The sequence below is a fragment of the Acinetobacter sp. IK40 genome, from assembly GCF_035615075.1.
In the GTDB taxonomy this organism is placed as follows: domain Bacteria; phylum Pseudomonadota; class Gammaproteobacteria; order Pseudomonadales; family Moraxellaceae; genus Acinetobacter; species Acinetobacter courvalinii.
On the sequence record NZ_JANBOE010000008.1, the window covers coordinates 226,447 to 246,167 of the forward strand.

17 protein-coding genes are annotated in these 19,721 nt (G+C 43.4%); 9 read left to right on the forward strand and 8 right to left on the reverse strand.

Going from position 1 to position 19,721, the window contains the following annotated elements; all coding sequences use genetic code 11:
- Positions 1 to 75: 75 nt before the first annotated feature.
- Positions 76 to 1,218, forward strand: coding sequence for a glycerophosphodiester phosphodiesterase (locus MSG93_RS15200; RefSeq protein WP_324622387.1), 1,143 nt, complete (start codon positions 76 to 78; stop codon positions 1,216 to 1,218).
- 40 nt (positions 1,219 to 1,258) lie between these two features.
- Here MSG93_RS15200 and pnuC read toward each other — a convergent pair whose 3' ends face one another.
- Positions 1,259 to 1,864, reverse strand: a complete 606-nt coding sequence (gene pnuC, locus MSG93_RS15205; protein WP_324622388.1) for a nicotinamide riboside transporter PnuC — start codon at positions 1,862 to 1,864, stop codon at positions 1,259 to 1,261.
- Between the two features lie 351 nt (positions 1,865 to 2,215).
- On the opposite strand from pnuC, the gene MSG93_RS15210 reads away from it, so the two are divergent.
- Both MSG93_RS15210 and MSG93_RS15215 read left to right on the forward strand, forming a co-directional pair.
- Positions 2,216 to 3,154 (forward strand): DMT family transporter, encoded by a 939-nt coding sequence (locus tag MSG93_RS15210; protein WP_324622389.1) that lies wholly within the window; start codon positions 2,216 to 2,218, stop codon positions 3,152 to 3,154.
- 135 nt (positions 3,155 to 3,289) lie between these two features.
- The gene (locus MSG93_RS15215) at positions 3,290 to 4,888 is read left to right on the forward strand and encodes an alpha/beta hydrolase family protein (protein WP_324622390.1); all 1,599 of its coding nucleotides are present in this window, start codon (positions 3,290 to 3,292) and stop codon (positions 4,886 to 4,888) included.
- A 35-nt stretch (positions 4,889 to 4,923) separates the two neighbouring features.
- Here the strand turns inward: MSG93_RS15215 and MSG93_RS15220 are convergent, their stop codons facing one another.
- From MSG93_RS15220 to rlmE, 6 genes are all read right to left on the reverse strand, one after another.
- Positions 4,924 to 5,238 carry a DUF5713 family protein gene (locus MSG93_RS15220; RefSeq protein ID WP_005288399.1) on the reverse strand — a complete coding sequence of 105 codons (315 nt, stop codon included), beginning with the start codon at positions 5,236 to 5,238 and terminating at the stop codon, positions 4,924 to 4,926.
- A gap of 107 nt (positions 5,239 to 5,345) precedes the next feature.
- Positions 5,346 to 6,986, reverse strand: a complete 1,641-nt coding sequence (locus tag MSG93_RS15225) for a VWA domain-containing protein (protein ID WP_324622391.1) — start codon at positions 6,984 to 6,986, stop codon at positions 5,346 to 5,348.
- Between the two features lie 133 nt (positions 6,987 to 7,119).
- Positions 7,120 to 7,878: an SIMPL domain-containing protein gene (locus MSG93_RS15230; protein WP_324622392.1), complete on the reverse strand. Its 759-nt coding sequence runs from the start codon at positions 7,876 to 7,878 to the stop codon at positions 7,120 to 7,122.
- 97 nt (positions 7,879 to 7,975) lie between these two features.
- The gene (gene folP, locus MSG93_RS15235) at positions 7,976 to 8,824 is read right to left on the reverse strand and encodes a dihydropteroate synthase (RefSeq protein ID WP_324622403.1); all 849 of its coding nucleotides are present in this window, start codon (positions 8,822 to 8,824) and stop codon (positions 7,976 to 7,978) included.
- A 136-nt stretch (positions 8,825 to 8,960) separates the two neighbouring features.
- Positions 8,961 to 10,856, reverse strand: a complete 1,896-nt coding sequence (gene ftsH / locus MSG93_RS15240) for an ATP-dependent zinc metalloprotease FtsH (RefSeq protein ID WP_005231889.1) — start codon at positions 10,854 to 10,856, stop codon at positions 8,961 to 8,963.
- A 136-nt stretch (positions 10,857 to 10,992) separates the two neighbouring features.
- On the reverse strand, positions 10,993 to 11,643 hold the full coding sequence (gene rlmE / locus MSG93_RS15245) for a 23S rRNA (uridine(2552)-2'-O)-methyltransferase RlmE (protein WP_005231890.1): 651 nt from the start codon (positions 11,641 to 11,643) through the stop codon (positions 10,993 to 10,995).
- 228 nt (positions 11,644 to 11,871) lie between these two features.
- On the opposite strand from rlmE, the gene yhbY reads away from it, so the two are divergent.
- A complete protein-coding gene (gene yhbY / locus MSG93_RS15250) occupies positions 11,872 to 12,198 on the forward strand; it encodes a ribosome assembly RNA-binding protein YhbY (RefSeq protein ID WP_004774823.1) in 327 nt (108 codons plus the stop codon).
- A gap of 5 nt (positions 12,199 to 12,203) precedes the next feature.
- A complete protein-coding gene (locus MSG93_RS15255) occupies positions 12,204 to 12,740 on the forward strand; it encodes a DOMON-like domain-containing protein (protein WP_005231892.1) in 537 nt (178 codons plus the stop codon).
- Between the two features lie 57 nt (positions 12,741 to 12,797).
- Here MSG93_RS15255 and MSG93_RS15260 read toward each other — a convergent pair whose 3' ends face one another.
- Positions 12,798 to 13,376 (reverse strand): hypothetical protein, encoded by a 579-nt coding sequence (locus MSG93_RS15260; RefSeq protein WP_312050345.1) that lies wholly within the window; start codon positions 13,374 to 13,376, stop codon positions 12,798 to 12,800.
- A 358-nt stretch (positions 13,377 to 13,734) separates the two neighbouring features.
- Here MSG93_RS15260 and carA point away from each other — a divergent pair, with 358 nt between their 5' ends.
- From carA to MSG93_RS15280, 4 genes are all read left to right on the forward strand, one after another.
- Positions 13,735 to 14,874: a glutamine-hydrolyzing carbamoyl-phosphate synthase small subunit gene (carA, locus tag MSG93_RS15265; protein WP_005231896.1), complete on the forward strand. Its 1,140-nt coding sequence runs from the start codon at positions 13,735 to 13,737 to the stop codon at positions 14,872 to 14,874.
- Between the two features lie 14 nt (positions 14,875 to 14,888).
- Positions 14,889 to 18,122, forward strand: a complete 3,234-nt coding sequence (gene carB, locus MSG93_RS15270) for a carbamoyl-phosphate synthase large subunit (protein WP_005288418.1) — start codon at positions 14,889 to 14,891, stop codon at positions 18,120 to 18,122.
- 91 nt (positions 18,123 to 18,213) lie between these two features.
- Positions 18,214 to 18,690 (forward strand): transcription elongation factor GreA, encoded by a 477-nt coding sequence (gene greA, locus MSG93_RS15275; RefSeq protein ID WP_005231898.1) that lies wholly within the window; start codon positions 18,214 to 18,216, stop codon positions 18,688 to 18,690.
- A gap of 231 nt (positions 18,691 to 18,921) precedes the next feature.
- On the forward strand, positions 18,922 to 19,542 hold the full coding sequence (locus MSG93_RS15280) for a CatB-related O-acetyltransferase (RefSeq protein ID WP_324622393.1): 621 nt from the start codon (positions 18,922 to 18,924) through the stop codon (positions 19,540 to 19,542).
- Positions 19,543 to 19,721: the final 179 nt, after the last annotated feature.

Here is a 19,721-nt window from a genome sequence, read left to right on the forward strand (position 1 = left end):
CATCTCCCTGTCATGTGTTTGATAACTTCAATGCTCAAACTAGCGGCTTGAATAAAAAAACACATGAGCTTATCTATGTTTAAAAAAGCAGTTCTTTGTCTGTGCCTGATCAGCCTTGCTGGTTGCAATGATGACAACAATGATCAAAACAATATCAAACAACCGAATAATCAGGGTGCCAAAATTCTGGTGGTGGGACATCGCGGTGCCAGTGCACTTCGCCCAGAACACACGCTTGCATCGTATCAAAAGGCGATTGACGACGGCGCCGACTTTATTGAGCCAGATCTGGTTTCAACCAAAGATGGCGTTCTGGTCGCTCGTCATGAAAATGAAATTGGCGGCACCACCAATGTTTCGACCCTGCCACAATTTGCCGATCGTAAAAAAACCAAGGTGATTGATGGCGTGACTTTAGAAGGTTGGTTTACTGAAGACTTTACATTAAACGAATTACAACAACTGAAAGCACGTGAGCGCATTCCCCAATATCGACCGGACAATCAAAAATACAATGATCTCTATCCAATTCCGACCTTGGAACAGATTATCGAATTGGCTGAAGCGCATTATAAGAAAACCGGCAAAATCATTGGTCTTTATATCGAAACCAAGCACCCGACCTATTTCCAGAAGCAGAATCTTGCCATGGAAGATCGTCTGCTGAAAACCTTATCTCAATATCAATACACCCGCGATATTGCACCGATCTATTTACAGTCTTTTGAAGTCGGCAATTTGAAATACTTAAAGAACCAGCTTGATCTGCACAAAAGTGTCAAACATGCCCAACTGATCCAGCTTTATGATGCGCCCGATACCAAACCTGCTGATTATGTAGCTGAAAACAATCCGAAAACCTATGCAGATTTAGCCACAGCAAGCGGTCTTAAAGAGGTTGCAAAATATGCCAATGGCGTCGGCCCATGGAAAGTCTATGTCTTTAAAAATGACGACATGACGGAAACCACCTCCTTTGTTAAAGATGCTCATCAGGCGGGGCTAAAGGTACATCCATATACCTTCCGGCCTGAAAATAACTTCCTGCCAGCCAGCTTAAAATGTAGCGCAGATAAAGCCAAAGAAGCGGAACGTTGTGCCACAGGTTCAATCAAGGAAATGCAGCTGTATTTCAAAGCGGGTGTAGATGGGATCTTTACCGATGATCCAGCATTGGGGCGCCAGGCAGTACAAAGTTATCAAGCCACGGCAAAATAAGTCTTGTTTCAAACTTAAGGGTAGCCTCAGCTGCCCTTATTTATGCATGGCCAAGTTGTTTTTGCTTGACCTGTTGCCATTGCCACCAGCCATAAGCCGCCAGCCCGACAAAGGCGGCATACAGTCCTGCGGTCAGGAAAACTTCTTTGTAGATAAACATGCCCACATAGATAATATTGACAAAAATCCACAGAATCCACGTGGCAATATGCTTTCGACTGGTCCAGTAGGTGGCCAATAAGCTGAATGCCACCAATTGCGAATCCAGCATCGGTACCGCAGCATCAGTAAAATGTTTAAGCATCAAGCCAAAGAGTAGACCAAAAATAACCGCCATACCCATTTGCGCCAATACCAGAGTTTTGGCAATCGGTTCAATCCGGATCTCATGGTCCTGTCGTTTGCCTTTCAGCCAGTAATAGAATCCATACACATTCATCGCAATAAAGAAAAATTGCAGCAGTGTTTCACCATATAAGCGGATGCTAAAGAAAAAATAGGCGTATAAACTGCACGCCAGAAAATTAAACCACCAGCACCACATGTGGCGTCGAATGGTTAAGGTCACACCAATCAGACTGATCACGATCGCAAAAATTTCAAAGGCAGACAAGAGCAAACTTCTTTCAGAATTTGTTGGCAACATTATGGAAAAATCTGCAATTTTAGCAATGCCCAATTGTTGATTTACTTTGCCTATATTTTTATCTTGATTTGAGAAATGGCTATTTTTCAAACACACGCTATGCTATAAAAGATCAGAATCAGTTTCGAATATCTTATATGTTGAACCCTCAAGTTTCCTGTTCACGTCCAAGTGTGATTGCGCATGACATTTCTGTCTATGCGGCATGGCGACGTGTCTACGCGTTACCGCGAGGGGACTTGATATATTTCAGATGATGACACTTTAAACATCAGTTGAATCCACAGGTCGCCTCATGAGCGACCTTTTTTATTGTCTTAATTTCACCGTTGTTATTACAGGAATCATGCCATGACCCAGTTGCCCGAAAAGAATGCTCTCTCCATACCACAGCTACAACCGGCTGTAGCCCCTGTTTCCCCTCGCCTTGCTACAGTCGGTCAATTCATCGCCGTGGTGCTAATCTGGTCATTTACACCTTTAGCTGCGGTCTGGACAGTACATGAAATACACTGGGCTTGGGGATTATTCTTACGATTCAGTATTGCCATCCCACTGGCCTTGCTGTGTCTGCTTTATTTTCGCTTGAAACTGACCATCAACAAGACTGCCATACTCAGTTATGGTGCTGGTGCACTTGGGCTGTTCGGCTCCATGACATTTTGTTATATGGGTGCAACCCGCGTCTCTTCCGGCATGATCTCGATTATTTATGGGACCGCACCGTTATGGTCGGGACTGATCGCCGTATTTATCCTCAAACGCGAACACTTTTTAAAACGCCAATGGTATGGACTCATCCTGGCCGTTTTCGGACTTTCGCTCACCTTAGGTCTTGGTGCAACGCACATCCAACTAGATAGGCTTGGGGTCATCTATGAAATTATTGCAGTGCTGCTGTACGTATTTTCCATGTTTGCCGTTGCACAAATTGGTGCCGGGATCCATCCCATTATTCAAACCACAGGCTCAACGCTTGTTTCGTGGTTCGGCTACCTGTGTTTATTACCCTTTTTCCTCAGCCAAGCACCGACCCAGTTGCCGAGCCTGCAAACAGGTCTGGCCTTGTTATATAGCGCATTATTTTCGTCAGTGCTGGCCATGATTTGTTACTTCCACCTCATCCAGAAACTGAACCCGACCACGGTCATGCTGATTACCATATTAACACCCGTCCTTGCGACTGGCTGGGGAATATGGTTTAACAATGAAGCATTAAGCTCACATCTGATCATTGGACTTATTTTTCTATGCTTCGGCTTATTTCTTTACGCTTACCGTAGAAAATAAGGTATAGATAAGGTTTTAAAAACTGACAGGTCAGTCAACAGGACCTGTCAGCAATAGTATCGGCCAACAAGCCACAGTAAACTATCCCGATCACCTCGTGATTTCTCAAAGATTTGTTCAAGGATGAAATAATCTATGCGTTCTTACGTCTTCTGGCTCTGCTTCGGTTTGTTGTTTGTGTTGCAAGGGTGTGTACATGCCACTTCGCAATCAGCATCGGTTAAAGGCAAAAGCATCGAGCTAAAACAACGCTATTATCAGGCAAAGACTACGGCGCCGGATGGGACTGTACTTGCCTTTACGGTATATCAACCGCATTTAAAAGCAGGCCAGACTGCACCTTTAATTTTACATACCCATGGCTTTGGCCTCTCCCGGATGAAACGCCCGGAACTGAGTTTGTATGGTTTCCTGTTACCTACTGGACAAGTCGCGAAAACTGCCTGGCAGAAGGGCTACTGGGTCATGAGTTATGACCAGCGTGGTCACGGTGATAGCCAAGGAAAAATCCGCCTGACTGATCCGGAGAAAGAAGCTCAAGACGTCATCACCCTGATGAACTGGGCAGAAAAAAACCTGCCGCAACTGGCAACAAATCAACATGGCGTACGAACAGGCATGATCGGTGAGTCTTATGCAGGTGGCGTACAATACATCGCTTCAGCACATGATCCCCGTTTACAGGCCATCGTTCCTATCACCACCTGGTATGACATCGTCAATAGTCTTGCGCCGAATGGAGTACCCAAAAGTAACTGGATCGGTTTTCTCAACCTGATTGGCGATTGGTGGAACTGGAATAAGTTTGATCCCGAATTAAAACAGGCCTATCTTGAAACGCAACAAGGTCAACTGAAAGCATCTACCTATGATTTTTTAAAAACCCATCAAGCCAGCTGGTTTTGCGATCATGCACAGGCACCTCAAGCGGATGCACTGATTATTCAGGGTTTTAGAGATATCTTGTTTCCCTTTAATGAAGGAGTAAAAGCAGCCCAATGTATTCAGCATGCTCAGCATGACGTTCATTTGGTTGGAGTACAGGGCGGACATTTACAGCCTTTTGCCCAGCATTCGCCTCGCGGCAACACACCCTTCTGGTATATTGGCAAAACGGTGAGTTGTGGCAACCAGCAAAAATATAATCTGCAAAATACCATCTTGGACTGGTTCAACCAGAAGCTCAAGGACCAAACACCAGCGATCAACTTACCAGAGTTATGTGTGGATCAAAGTCCTGTCACGAGCTTAAATGACCTGAATGCAACTCAGTCCTATCGTCTGCATAAAACCTGGATCGCACCGACTGCAACTCAAGCGGTATTTGTACCTATCCATACCGCCACCCAGCGCAGTTATATCACGGGTGCCCCAATGCTGTCTTTACAGGTAGTAACAATATCTAAAGTGGATCCGACCTTATTTATCTCTGTGGCGATTAAATCAAAACTCACAGGGAAATATGAGGTTTTAAATGATCAGACTGCGCCGTTTAATGCAGCCCGAAAACAGACTTATGACCAGATTACCCAAGGCGTAACCCAGCTGGATGAACAGCATCTAACCCTTGAGTTGCCAAGTATGAATGGGCGATTGAATCAAGGCGATACCCTAGGCTTACTCATTAATACACAGAGCATGTACTATCAAAAAATAAAACAGCCTAAAATTGAGGCTTGGATTTCAGGGCACATTGTTTTACCTAAATTTTGGAGTGAGACCGCTTCGAAATAATATTTATTTTTATAAAAAACCAGCGAGAGTGAATTCTACCACTCTCGATTGGCAATCAATTCTTCCATTTCAATATCCAGATAACCGACCTCTTGCACTACCATCATCATGGCTTCAGCAATATAGTCTGCGGCAGTGTCATCTAAACTGGAATCCAGATCTTCAAATTGTGGTTTCATTTCGTTAATTTCGATCATGGTTTGATGTGCAAAACGATAGATTTCCGTTTCAGATAAGTCAGTACGGCTCACCTTTTTTGAAAACTTCTGGATGTGCTGTTTCACTTCAGCCACGAGAATATCGGGATAATATTCATCGTCAAACATGGGGAGGAGTAAATCTTCGAACATAAAAAATAATATGCCAATAAAACGCCATGCTTATAACATAATCTAACCAAAATCACGATATTTAGACATAAAAAAAGCGGTTTTCCGACCGCTTTTTTTAATCATGTTTACTCTTTTTTAGCACTTAAGCTTTTGGCAATCTTTGCAAGCTCCACAAACTCTTCTCGCATTTGATAAGGATCGGGTTTCGCTGATTGCTGTGCAAGCTGGATAATCTGATCCCATCCCATTGCGCCATTGTACTGTCCACCTTTTAACTGCTGGGCATAAGAGGCCACAGCAATGGCAAAACGGGTATCGTTATTGGCTTGAGCCAATGGTCTGCTTTCCGCCCTCACCGCTTGACTCAATAAAATACTTTTCTCTTGATTTGGTAACTTATAGCGTAAGTTTACAAACGCATATTCCGACTTTTTGGTTGTGTCAGTTTTTGCCGCGGCCTGATAACGTGAATCATTGAGCCAGCCTTGTTGACCCACTGGAATGATTTCATAAATCGCGGTGACATTATGTCCCGCTCCAATATCCCCGGCATCGACCTGGTCATTGTTAAAATCTTCCTGCTTCAACATCCGGTTTTCATAACCGACTAAACGATATTCTTTCACGGTTGCAGGATTAAATTCGACCTGAATTTTGACATCCTGAGCAACAGTCGCAAGGGTCGATGAAAGCTGACGCTGTACCACTTTTTTCGCTTCATTTTTATTATCAATATAGCTGTAATTGCCATCGCCTGCATCCGCCAGTTGCTCCATCAACTGCTCATTGTAATTCCCAGTACCAAAACCCAATGTCGTTAATGAAATACCACTTTTACGTTTCTCTGCCACCATACCTTTTAAGGTACTAAAATCGGTAATACCGACATTAAAGTCCCCATCTGTCGCCAGCAGAATACGGTTAATGCCATTTTTCACAAAGGCTTTTTCTGCCTGCTGATAGGCCAATTGGATGGCTTGTTCACCTGCGGTTGCCCCACTGGCCTGCAAGGCATTAATCACAGCCAGTATCTTGTCTTTTTGATTGCCTGCAGTCGGTTCCAGGACCAGTTTTTCACCGCTGGCATAAGTAATGATGGTGACCTTATCCTGTGCTCGAAGTTGCTCGGTGAGTAAGCGCAAAGTCTGTTTTACCAGAGGCAGTTTGTCAGCTGCATCCATACTGCCAGAGACATCGACCAAAAAGACCAGATTGGCAGGTGGCAGTTGTTTGGTGCTCAGGTCTTTGGCCTGAATCCCAATCTTGAACAGCTTGGCATTTTGTTTCCATGGCGAATCAACGGTTTCGGTAGTGACAGAAAAAGGATGAATGCTATTTGGCTGGGGGTACTGATAATCAAAATAATTAATCATCTCCTCGGCACGAACGGCATCAACAGGCGGTAATCGCCCGTCATTTAAAAAACGACGTGTGTTGTTATAACTACCTGTATCTACATCAATACTAAAAGTTGAAACAGCTTGATCCGCAACACGATGTACTGGATTGACTTCATTATTTTGATATTTTTCGGTGTTCTGCTCTAAGCGCGGTCTTTCCATGGTCGGCATGACTGCAATATAAGATGCTGGTGCGATCATCTTGCGTGCTTTTACTAATCCCTGATTGGACTGACTCATTGGTGAGGGTGCTACAGGCATCGCAGTTTCAACTGCAACTTGATCATACTGTTTAACAGGTGTGCTACAGGCCATGATCATGCAACTGAGCAAACTCAGGGTTAAAATTTTTGTTGATTGATGCATTATTCACTTCCCCAATTTATTTCATTTTTTCAAATACAGTCACGATACAAAGAATTGTATGCAAAAAAAGAAAGATACACCGTATTCGAATGTATCTTTCCAGCATGGCTGATCCATCAGCTAAACCGTTGTTCTAATCAATCGCATAATTGATGGTCACCACCACACGGGCAATTTTATGAATGGTGGCCTTGTCATAAGCACCGCCATAATCACTATCATCATCCGAGCCACTTTCTGGCAAGATATAAAATGCCCCTTGACTGGCAGAACGCATCATTCCGACCTTTACCCCACCCACTTTGGCAAACTCGTTGGCACGGCTATAGGCATTTTGGGTGGCATTGGCAATCAGCGACATTTTGATTTCCTCTAAATTTGATACCAAATATTCAGGTTTCTGCTCAATGGCAATGCCCTTTTCATCCAATAGATATGCATCTTTGGCAGCCTGTTCAATCTTCTTGATATCGCGGCTATTAACCACCAAATTCTGTAAAGCGGTATAGCCTTTAAACTCGCGATTGATTCGCCCGTCCCCCAGATTCACTTCTTCATAATAAGGTTGTGAACTTTTATTTCCGAGTTGCATATCTGCCGCTTTAAAACCATGCTCTACAAAGAACGCCTGCAAGGCTTTCATTTGCTGATCAAGTAATTGATAGGCCTCTGGAATCGTATCCGATGTATGGCTGCTTTGGAGATGGATCTCCCAGCGTGCGGAATCAGCCTGAATCGGTTTTTCAGCCAGGCCCTTGACTGTAATTGAATTTTTAGTGCTATTAAACTGTTTCAGAGCATAGCCCATAACCCCTGCAGAAATAATGAATCCAAGACTCAAAATGAGTGCAAACACCCTTAAACTTTTATATGTAATTGTTTTATTTTCCATTTTTAATATCACTTTGCTTATTTTATAGTCTTGTTATATGTAATCTGGCCAAGCAAGTCAATAGAGCCCTGCAGCTCTACTGACATCTCAGCCACTTTTAAGCCTGCATCATTTTCCAGACCTTGATCGCATCGCTCGTGGCTTTAACATCGTGTGCCCGAACAATACTTGCCCCTTGCTGAAGACTTAAAAGATGCCCTGTCACACTCCCCACCGCACGTTCTTGGGCTGGGACACCATTTAAAGCTTCACCAATAAAACGTTTCCGTGACAAGCCCGATAAAATTGGATAACCCATTCGGTTAAGCTTCCAGAACTCATTGAGCAATTGGAAATTTTGCTGGGCATTTTTGGCAAAACCAAAGCCTGGATCGATAATAATATTTTCCGGCTTAACGCCAACTGCAATGGCCTGATCCAGACGTTGTTGTAACTCCTGAATCACCTCTTCAGTCACGTCATCATACTGATCCAGCTGATTCATATTGGTCGGTTCACCCCGCATATGCATCAACACCACAGGAATATTTAACTCGGCTGCGGTTTCCAAGGCTTGAGGGCGGGTTAAGGCACGTACATCATTCCAGATATGTGCACCGGCTTGGACGGCAGCACGCATGACTTCAGGCTGACTGGTATCAATCGACATGATCACATCATATTTGGATAATGTCTCGACCACAGGAATCACACGGCGAAGTTCTTCCTCCAGCGCCACAGGTGATGCATTGGGGCGGGTAGATTCACCCCCAATATCAATAATACTTGCGCCATCTTCAATCATCTGTAAAGCATGTTGAATTGCCTGATCTTTGTGGTGATGCTGCCCCCCATCACTAAAGGAATCCGGGGTCACATTCAAGATTCCCATCACCTGGGGTTGTGAAAGGTCTAATCGAAAACGACCACAGGATAATTGACTTTGGGGTAATGGCATCAACTGCATCATCAAAACTCTTCGCACTTTAACAGGCTTATTTTAACAACACAGCTGATGCTGCGTTGCTGATTTATTTTCAGTTTGGCATAAAATCCAGACAAAAAAAGAGCGACCGAAGTCGCTCTTTTTATTTGATCTTTGATTAGCCCATTGCTGGTAAAGGTGGTGGTGTAGATGGACCATCTTTCGGTGGTTCAAATGCCGCCACTGGATTATCAGCAACATAAACTTTAGGGGGTTGCGGCTCACGACCTTCCATGATGTCACGGATCTGGTCACGATCGATTGTTTCCCAATCCATCAACGCTTTCACCATTGCATGTGCGATATCCTTGTTATTTTCCAAGATCTCACGTGCAACTTTGTATTGCTCATCCAGGATACGACGTACTTCTTCATCGACCTTTTGCTGAGTCGCTTCAGAAATGGTACGGCTACCGACATTACCGAAGAAACCATTCTGGTTTTCATCTTCATAAACCATAACGCCAAGCGCATCAGACATACCGTATTTGGTTACCATTGCACGCGCCATTTTAGTTGCACGTTCAAAGTCGTTCGATGCACCAGTCGACATTTGGTTAATAAATACTTCTTCCGCAATACGACCACCAAACAAGATTGAAAGTTCATTCAACATCTTATCTTTATAATGGCTGGTCTGATCTTGCTCTGGCAACTGCCAGGTCACACCTAATGCCCAACCGCGTGGCATGATCGTTACTTTATGCACAGGGTCTGTACCCGGTAGCATCTCGGCAACAATGGCATGTCCTGCTTCATGGTAAGCCGTAGCACGACGTTCTTCTTCACGAATCACCATCGATTTACGTTCAGGACCCATATAGATCTTGTCTTTGGCATCTTCAAAGTCATGCATATCGACCGTGTTTTTATTACGGCGAGCAGCAAACAATGCAGCTTCATTGACCAAGTTTGCTAATTGCGCACCCGAGAAGCCCGGTGTACCACGTGCGAGCACTTTAAGATCCACACCTGTCACCGAAGGAAGTTTCTTCAGGTGAACGTTCAGGATCTGCTCACGACCACGAATGTCTGGTAAACCCACCATCACTTGACGGTCAAAACGGCCTGGACGAAGCAAGGCTTTATCCAATACGTCTACGCGGTTGGTCGCAGCAATCACGATTACGCCTTCATTGCCTTCAAAACCATCCATCTCGACAAGCATCTGGTTCAAGGTTTGTTCACGCTCATCATGACCACCGCCTGTACCCGAACCACGATGACGACCGACTGCATCAATCTCATCAATAAAGATGATACATGGCGCATGGCGTTTCGCTTGTTCAAACATGTCACGAACACGAGAAGCACCGACACCGACAAACATTTCAACGAAGTCAGAACCCGAGATACTAAAGAATGGAACCTTAGCTTCACCGGCAATGGCTTTCGCTAATAATGTTTTACCCGTACCTGGAGGACCAACCATGAGTACACCACGTGGAATGGTTGCACCAAGGCGTTTAAATTTGGCTGGGTCTTTTAAGAAATCAACGATTTCAACCACTTCTTGTTTTGCTTCATCACAGCCAGCGACGTCACTGAATGTTAACTTGATCTGATCTTCAGATAACATTTTCGCTTTTGACTTACCAAAGCTCATAGGACCGTTTTTACCACCAGCACCACCGCCCATATTACGCATGAAGAACATGAATAACAGGATGATCAGTAATACCGGGAAACTTGCAATGAGAAGTTGCATCAAAATGCCTTGACGTTGCGGTGCTGTGCCCTCAACCACTACATTCTGTTTATTTAAGCTTGGTAGCAACTCAGTGTCTTCTACTTGAGGACGAACCGTCTCAAATGAAGAACCATTGGTTTTTTCACCATTAATATTTAAACCGTCGATTGTGACTTGTTTAATTTGCCCAGCATTCACCGCTGCAACGAAATCAGAATATTTCATCGCTGCAGGCTTATTGCGGTCACTGACGTTGCTAAAAATCAAAATCAGAACACCGAGTATGATGAGCCACAATACGGCATTCTTGAAGTAATCGCTCAAGGCTTTATTCCCATATCAATCTAATTTGATCATACCTAATCTTGGCTGACCTTCACAAAAACAGCAATGAATTTGCGTTGCAAAAAACTTAAAAGGTACAAAATGCACAATTTTTAACAACTTGGCAAGTACACTTTTATTGCAATGCCTTTTTACGACCTTGACCAATCAAAAAAACCTCTTTCGATCGAGCACGTGATGCCGCAGGTTTGGCTGTTTTTAATACATCAAAACTATCGACCACCTGTTTGCGGAATTCGTCAAATCCTGAACCTTGGAACACTTTAACAACAAACTGTCCATTTGGTCCGAGAACTTTCTGAGCAAAATCCAAAGCCAGTTCACATAAGTAAATCTGACGCGGTTGATCAACAGCCCTATTACCTGATGTATTGGGGGCCATATCCGAAATTACAACGTCTACTTGACGTCCATTTAAAATATTTAACAATTTTTCGAAAACTTCTTCCTCACGGAAGTCGCCTTGCAGGAAGGTCACGTCTGGCAATGCATCCATTTCCAGAATGTCTGAGGCAATCACCAAACCGTTTGAACCAACCAGTTTACCCGCAATCTGAGACCAACTGCCTGGCGCCGCACCCAAGTCGACCACCGTCATACCGGGCTTGATCATTTTATATTTTTCTTGGATTTCAAGTAACTTATACGCCGCACGTGCGCGATAACCTTCCTTTTGTGCTTTTTTTACAAAAGGGTCATCTAAATGCTCTCTCATCCATGCACGACTGCTTTTAGACAATTTTTGATTGGTAATGCGTGTCGCCATAACTCACTAAATTTCAAAAAACTTCTGATGAGTCATTGTACGTGAAAATTCCGCCTATTACAGTACGGATGTACTTCATTCACACGAACTTTTACAGATTTTTTCCGATCAGGCCAATTGGTTATTTCATCAATTTTTCACATATTTGTTTGAAGTGTCGGTCTGCGAATCTATCTTAGAAACAGGATGCAAGTTATACTAGGTCGTTTTTCCAATCAGGTATTTTTAATGGCGGCTTTATCTATCCATGAACGTAAACGTTTACGTCAAATCGGTCATGCACTTAATCCAGTTGTAATGATTGGTAGCCAAGGTCTTACAGAAAACGTCATTGAAGAAACAAATCGTGCGTTAAACGATCACGAGTTGATTAAAGTGAAAATTGCGGGTGAAGACCGTGATGCACGTGGTGCCGTCATTGATGCGATTGTAGAAGCAACCGGTGCCGAGTCTGTACAAAAGATTGGTAAAATTGTTCTGCTCTATAAAAAAGCGGCGAAACAAAACCAGCACCTGTCTAACTTAGTCCGTTTTGCTCACTTAAGTAATAAGTAATTAGCATGGCGAGTTATGAACTATCCGCTTTTGATCGCTTTAGTGCCATTACGGTCGTTGGGGCGATTGAGCAACAAACACCAGCAACCTTGAATGTTGGTTTTTGGGTTCGTGACCCAAATCAATTTTTGATTTACCCAGATCAGGTTACGGCGCATCCACGTCATGATTTTTTATGGGAACAGACCTGCTTTGAAATTTTTGTGGGCGTGAAAGATCAAGATTTCTACCGAGAAATTAACCTTTCCCCTTCTCAAGCGTGGCAAGTCTATCAATTTGAAGAATACCGCTTCCCTGAAGATATGCCGCCTGTCGCTGCCTATGATATTGAACTGAATCATTTACAACGCACGCATTATGGCTTGAATGTCAGTCTAGATTTCTCCCAGTTTATGCGTGAGCATCAACTTAAATGGGCTGATCTGTATATCGGTTTAACCGCTGTACTTAATACCACTCAAGGTATGCATTATTTTGCAATGCAGCACAGCAGCCCTCAAGCTGACTTCCATAACAAGCGCGACTGGTTACATCAGTTTTAATAGATTAAGCATAAAAAAAGCGAGAAAAATTCTCGCTTTTTTTTAATTTCCGAACAATTAGCTTGTACGGACTTTGTTCCATGCTTCAACCGCTTGCTCTTTGGTGCGCTTAAAACTGCCTACTAATGTATCTTTATGCTTTACTGAAATCTGGCTAATATCATCTTTCAGTTCTTTGCTCACCTTGCTTAAGTCTTCAATCAATGCATTCAACTCAGTTTTCAATGCATTTTTCAGTTCAAGCAAGTTACCTTGCGATGAATTCAATTGAGTTTTAATCACTTCAATACGCTCTAAAATATCCTGCTTGATTTGCGCAAACTGGTTTTGAACGTTTTGATTTAATTCTTTTGCTTCAGTCTCAATTTTTTCCTGAGTTTCTGCCAAAGCTTCTTTCACTTGACCTTGCGTTTCAGCGATCACTTCTTTCGCCTGCTCTTGTGTCTCAGCAATCACTTCTTTTGCCTTTGCGGTTTTTTCTGCGACTGCTTCTTTCGCTTTCGCAGTTTTCTCTGCCACAGCAGTCTTCACTTCAGCCGTTTTTGCAGCAACCTCTTGTTTGGCTTTGGTTGTTTTCTCAACAACTGTATCTTTCACTTCTTCAGCCGTTACCGGTGTAGTTTGATTCTCAGCCATTTTGCTTACCCTCTTCTTGATTGTTAATTTTTGGCTAAGCATAGGATAAAACGGCTACTTCTTAGACAACATTAAAATTGTCAGACAATTTGCATAATATCTCATGATAACCATATAAAGATGAGAGATTTTGCAATAGACAGTTATCTAGCCATTTTAAAAAGAAATCGTGTAATTCCTGATTTTAATAAATAAAAACACATAGACTTTTCACACACTCATGCGTATAATGCGCTGTTAAGTTACAAGCGAGCAGACTGGAAGGAGGGGCATGTTTTTTTAAGACAGCCTGCCTTTTTTTATGTCTTCTCGCTTTTTTACAGCCTAATTTTTGTGGTCTTAGTTCAGGAGCTTTGGTTTGAGCACCCCCGCCATTTTAGCCCTCGCAGATGGAACGATCTTTAAAGGAACGTCTATCGGTGCATCGGGTAGTACGACTGGTGAAGTCGTTTTTAACACTGCCATGACTGGTTATCAAGAAATTTTGACCGACCCAAGCTACGCACAACAAATTGTGACGTTGACTTATCCTCATATTGGAAATACTGGCTGTAATAGTGAAGACGTTGAATCAGGTCGCATCCATAAGGTATGGGCGAATGGTTTGATTATCCGCGATCTTCCTTTATTGCACAGCAACTTCCGTTCTGAACAATCACTCAGTGAATACCTGGAGCAACATAATGTTGTAGCCATCGCTGATATCGATACCCGTAAATTGACACGTATTTTACGTGACAAAGGTGCACAAAACGGCTGTATCCTTGCTGGCGAAAATATTACAGAAGAACAAGCGATTGCGAAAGCACGTGAATTTGGCGGTTTAAACGGTCTCGATCTTGCGAAAGAATGCTGTGACCCGACGGGTTTTGAATGGACTGAAGGTTCTTGGACTTTAGGTCAGGGTTTCACTCAACCAGAATTAAAATATCATGTGGTTGCATACGATTATGGTGTCAAAACCAACATCTTACGTATGCTTGCAGACCGTGGCTGTAAATTGACAGTGGTTCCTGCACAGACTCCTGCTGAAAAGGTTCTTGCTTTGAATCCGGATGGCGTGTTCTTGTCAAATGGTCCTGGTGACCCGGCAGCATGTGACTATGCCATCGAAGCAGTCAAAACCATTGTTGAAACCACAACATTGCCAGTATTCGGTATTTGTTTAGGCCATCAGATTTTAGCGCTTGCTTCAGGTGCGAAGACCATGAAAATGAATCACGGTCACCACGGCGCGAACCATCCTGTACAGAATCTTGAGAACGGTACAGTGATGATTACTTCTCAAAACCACGGCTTTGCTGTCGATGAGAGTACTTTACCAGCAAACTTAAAAGTGACACATCGCTCACTGTTTGATGGTACAAACCAAGGTATTCATCGTACTGACAAACCAGCATTCAGCTTCCAGGGTCACCCTGAAGCCAGCCCTGGTCCACATGATTGTGCGCCGTTGTTCGATCATTTCATCGAACTTATCGAAGCCGCTAAGAAGTAATTAAGGAGCGAATAATGCCTAAACGTACGGATATTAAAAGCATCTTAATTATTGGTGCTGGTCCTATTGTCATTGGTCAGGCGTGTGAGTTTGACTATTCAGGTGCGCAAGCATGTAAAGCGCTTCGTGAAGAAGGTTATCGCGTTATTCTGGTCAACTCGAATCCAGCGACCATTATGACTGACCCTTCAATGGCAGATGCAACGTATATTGAGCCAATCACTTGGCAAACTGTTGCACAAATCATTGAAAAAGAACGTCCAGATGCAGTCCTTCCAACCATGGGTGGTCAAACGGCATTGAACTGTGCCCTTGCACTCGATGAGCATGGCGTTCTTGAAAAATATAATGTTGAACTGATTGGCGCATCAAAAGACGCGATTGAAAAAGCAGAAGATCGTAAACTGTTTGATATCGCAATGCGTAAAATTGGTCTGGAATGTCCAAAAGCGGCCATTGCTGAAACAATGGAAGAAGCTTTGGCCATTCAAGCCGGTTTCGGTTTCCCGGTCATCATTCGTCCATCATTCACGATGGGTGGTTCTGGTGGTGGTATCGCCTATAACCGCGAAGAATTCCTTGAAATCTGTGAACGTGGTTTCGACCTCTCTCCTACTCACCAGTTATTGATCGATGAATCTTTGATTGGCTGGAAAGAATACGAGATGGAAGTTGTTCGTGACAAAAACGACAACTGTATCATCGTCTGTGCGATCGAAAACTTTGATCCAATGGGCGTTCACACCGGTGACTCCATCACCGTTGCGCCTGCGCAAACATTGACAGACAAAGAATATCAATTGATGCGTAATGCATCGGTTGCAGTTCTGCGTGAAATCGGTGTTGAAACAGGTGGTTCAAACGTTCAGTTCGGTATTAATCCGAAAGACGGTCGTATGGTTGTGATCGAGATGAACCCACGTGTATCACGTTCATCTGCACTTGCCTCTAAAGCAACAGGTTTCCCGATTGCAAAAATCGCGGCGAAACTTGCAGTGGGTTACACCCTTGATGAGTTGAAAAATGACATCACTGGCGGCGTAACACCAGCGTCTTTCGAACCATCGATTGACTATGTTGTGACCAAGATTCCACGTTTCAACTTCGAGAAATTCCCACAAGCTGAGCCGGTATTAACCACTCAGATGAAATCTGTGGGCGAAGTGATGGCGATTGGTCGTAATTTCCAGGAATCTGTACAAAAAGCACTTCGTGGTCTTGAAGTTGGCGTCAGTGGCTTTGATGAAAAAATCGAAGCGGGTACTGCTAATGCCAAAGACATCATCCTAAAAGAGCTTAAAGTTCCGGGTCCAGAGCGTATCTGGTATGTTGCGGATGCATTCCGTCACGGTTTCTCTTTAGATGACGTATTTGAAGCAACTAAAATCGACCGCTGGTTCCTGATCCAGATCGAAGACATCATTAAAACTGAAGCTCAAGTGAAAACTTTAGGTTTTGGTGATTTAAATGCTGACAATATTCGCTCGTTCAAACGCAAAGGTTTATCTGACCTTCGTATTGCGGACTTGATGGGCATTTCACAAAAACAATTCCGTAAACATCGTTGGAACCTGGGTGTATATCCAGTTTACAAACGTGTTGATACTTGTGCAGCAGAGTTTGAATCTGGCACTGCTTACATGTATTCAACTTACGATGAAGAATGTGAAGCAAATCCATCTAACCGTGACAAGATCATGGTGATTGGTGGCGGTCCTAACCGTATCGGTCAAGGGATCGAGTTTGACTACTGCTGTGTACACGCTGCATTAGCTATGCGTGAAGACGGTTATGAAACCATCATGGTGAACTGTAACCCTGAAACCGTTTCTACCGACTATGACACATCTGACCGTCTATACTTCGAGCCTGTAACACTTGAAGATGTACTTGAAATCGTACGTACCGAGAAGCCGAAGGGCGTGATCGTACAGTACGGTGGTCAAACACCATTAAAATTGGCGCGTGCTTTAGAAGAAGCCGGTACACCAATTATCGGTACATCTCCAGATGCGATTGACCGCGCTGAAGACCGTGAACGTTTCCAGCAAATGATCCAACGTTTACAGCTTCGTCAACCGAACAACAGCATTGTAAAATCTGCTGAAGAAGGTATTTCTGAAGCGGCTAAAGTAGGTTATCCGTTAGTTGTTCGCCCATCTTATGTATTGGGTGGCCGTGCAATGGAAATCGTATATAACGAAGAAGAGCTTAAACGCTACCTTCGTGAAGCTGTACAAGCCTCAAATGAAGCGCCTGTCCTGCTTGACCATTTCCTTGATGATGCAACTGAAGTCGACGTTGACTGTGTATCTGACGGTAAAGATGTTGTGATCGGCGGTATCATGCAGCATATTGAACAGGCCGGTATTCACTCTGGTGACTCTGCATGTTCGATTCCTCCGTACTCTCTTTCTCAAGAAGTTCAGGATGAGATGCGTCGTCAAACGGTTGCAATGGCAAAAGAGCTTGGCGTAATTGGTTTGATGAACGTTCAATTCGCAGTCAAAGGCGATGACGTTTACGTACTCGAAGTGAACCCACGTGCATCCCGTACCGTACCATTCGTATCGAAATGTATTGGTGACTCTTTAGCGAAAGTGGCTGCACGTTGTATGGCGGGCCAATCCCTTGAATCTCAAGGTTTCACTAAAGAAATCATCCCGACCCATTTCGCAGTGAAAGAAGCGGTGTTCCCATTCGCTAAATTCCCTGGCGTAGATCCAATGCTTGGCCCTGAGATGAAATCGACAGGTGAAGTCATGGGTGTAGGTACTACATTTGGTGAAGCATTCTACAAGGCAGTTCTCGGTTCAAACGAACGTTTACCGGGCTTGCCAACTGAAGGCGAAGTGAAGCATGCCTTCTTGTCGGTTCGTGAATCAGACAAGAAATACATCGCCAACATCGCTCAACAGTTGATTGACTATGGTTTCAAACTTGTTGCGACCAATGGTACACACCGTGTATTGAAAGAAGCGGGTATCGAATGTGAAGCTGTCAATAAAGTGACCGAAGGTCGCCCACATATTGTTGACCGCTTGAAAAATGGTGAAATTCATCTTATTGTCAACACAACAGAAGGCAAACAAGCTCAGTATGATTCTGCCATGATTCGTCGTGCTGCCCTACAAGGCAAGGTGTACTACACCACGACAATCAACGGCGCTGAAGCAGTTTGCCAAGCATTTGCTGTGAAATTGCCAATGGATGTGTACCGCTTGCAAGATTTACAAACTGTAGGTTAATTCTCTACCGATAAAGTCCCGTCACCTTATCGGTGGCGGGCTTTTTCTTTTTTTAATCCTGTATTTTCCCAACCACTTTAGAGGGACTGAAATGCAACGTTATCCTATGACTCCCGAAGGCAAGGTTGCCTTAGAGAAAGAATTACAACAGCTCAAGACAGTTGATCGCCCACGTATTATCCAGGCGATTGCTGAAGCACGTGAGCACGGTGATTTAAAGGAAAATGCTGAATATCATGCTGCTCGTGAACAGCAAGGTTTCTGCGAAGGCCGTATTCAGGATATCGAAGGTAAACTCGGTGCAGTTCAAGAAATTGATGTCAGAACACTCGAGCAAAATGGTCGTGTTGTATTTGGTGTGACTGTTACCATTGAAAACCTGGATACTGAAGAACGTAAGACTTATAAAATTGTAGGCGATGACGAAGCAGATTTTAAAATCAATAAAATCTCAGTAAACTCCCCGATTGCTCGTGGTCTTTTAGGTAAAAACGAAGGCGACGAAGTAAAAATTCAAACACCGCAAGGTGAGGTTGAATACGAAATCGTAAGTGTGGAATATATTTAACACGCTCGATTAAGTCTCCAAAGAACTCTTCATTTATTGAAGAGTTCTTTGGTTTTGGGCGTGTTATTTTCAAAAAAATGACCTTACTCTGTGCATTTATTAGTTTTTTATTTTCTCATCATCTTCAACGCCTGTTTACATGGGTGAGGAAATTTTTCCCTCATAAAAAGAACCGTATTCACTTTAGTCGTTATAATAGCGAAGCTTTCCTCTTGTAGTTATTGTTAAGATATGGATCAATTAATCAACTCTCCTGTTAAACACTGGTGTGAGTTCGAGTTTATTTCTAAGACGGTAAAAAACCCCAATATCCATATTAAGGGCAATTATTCTTATTATTCTGCGTATTGGGATCAGGGCTTTGAACGTTGTGTAGTGCGTTATCTACATGATAAGCCGTCCGCACCCGAGAAACCGATTGATCAACTTTATATTGGTAATTTTGTCTGTTTCGGCGCGGAATGCGTGATTATGATGGGTGGCAATCAACTGCACCGCCCTGACTGGATTTCGACCTTCCCTTATGATACACGCAGCTTCCAGCCTGCAGGTGACACCGTGATTGCAGATGGTTGCTGGATTGGTAGTCGTGCCATGATCATGCAAGGGGTAAAACTGGGTGAAGGTGCCGTCGTGGCAACAGGTGCTGTAGTTACTCAGGATGTTCCACCCTATGCCATTGTCGGCGGTGTCCCAGCCAAAGTCATTAAGTATCGCTTTTCTGAACAAGACATTGAAAAATTACTTTCTCTAAAGCTTTATGATCTGGATGAAAAACAGATTTTGAAAATGCGTGAACAATTGCAGACGGATGATGTAGAAGCCCTTATCCAATATTTCGAGCAAAGTTAATCTAACTTTTTATAGATAAATCATGATGATAGTCCCCTTTTATTTTTATGGAAATTTCATCTATTCTTAAACACATCCAAGCTTAACCATACTGCTATAAATAATAACTATCCCTATAAAAATGCTAGGTTTTATTCTCATCGTAATAGGTCTAGAATAGAATCATAGCTCATATATTA

Coding starts and splice junctions, on each gene's coding strand:
- pnuC (WP_324622388.1), bottom strand. CDS start 1,864: ATGTTGCCAACAAATTCTGAAAGAAGTTTGCTCTTGTCTGCCTTTGAA.
- MSG93_RS15210 (WP_324622389.1), top strand. CDS start 2,216: ATGACCCAGTTGCCCGAAAAGAATGCTCTCTCCATACCACAGCTACAA.
- MSG93_RS15255 (WP_005231892.1), top strand. CDS start 12,204: ATGGCGAGTTATGAACTATCCGCTTTTGATCGCTTTAGTGCCATTACG.
- MSG93_RS15215 (WP_324622390.1), top strand. CDS start 3,290: ATGCGTTCTTACGTCTTCTGGCTCTGCTTCGGTTTGTTGTTTGTGTTG.
- MSG93_RS15260 (WP_312050345.1), bottom strand. CDS start 13,376: ATGGCTGAGAATCAAACTACACCGGTAACGGCTGAAGAAGTGAAAGAT.
- MSG93_RS15230 (WP_324622392.1), bottom strand. CDS start 7,878: ATGGAAAATAAAACAATTACATATAAAAGTTTAAGGGTGTTTGCACTC.
- MSG93_RS15220 (WP_005288399.1), bottom strand. CDS start 5,238: ATGTTCGAAGATTTACTCCTCCCCATGTTTGACGATGAATATTATCCC.
- MSG93_RS15200 (WP_324622387.1), top strand. CDS start 76: ATGTTTAAAAAAGCAGTTCTTTGTCTGTGCCTGATCAGCCTTGCTGGT.
- folP (WP_324622403.1), bottom strand. CDS start 8,824: ATGCAGTTGATGCCATTACCCCAAAGTCAATTATCCTGTGGTCGTTTT.
- yhbY (WP_004774823.1), top strand. CDS start 11,872: ATGGCGGCTTTATCTATCCATGAACGTAAACGTTTACGTCAAATCGGT.
- greA (WP_005231898.1), top strand. CDS start 18,214: ATGCAACGTTATCCTATGACTCCCGAAGGCAAGGTTGCCTTAGAGAAA.
- MSG93_RS15225 (WP_324622391.1), bottom strand. CDS start 6,986: ATGCATCAATCAACAAAAATTTTAACCCTGAGTTTGCTCAGTTGCATG.
- carB (WP_005288418.1), top strand. CDS start 14,889: ATGCCTAAACGTACGGATATTAAAAGCATCTTAATTATTGGTGCTGGT.
- MSG93_RS15280 (WP_324622393.1), top strand. CDS start 18,922: ATGGATCAATTAATCAACTCTCCTGTTAAACACTGGTGTGAGTTCGAG.
- rlmE (WP_005231890.1), bottom strand. CDS start 11,643: ATGGCGACACGCATTACCAATCAAAAATTGTCTAAAAGCAGTCGTGCA.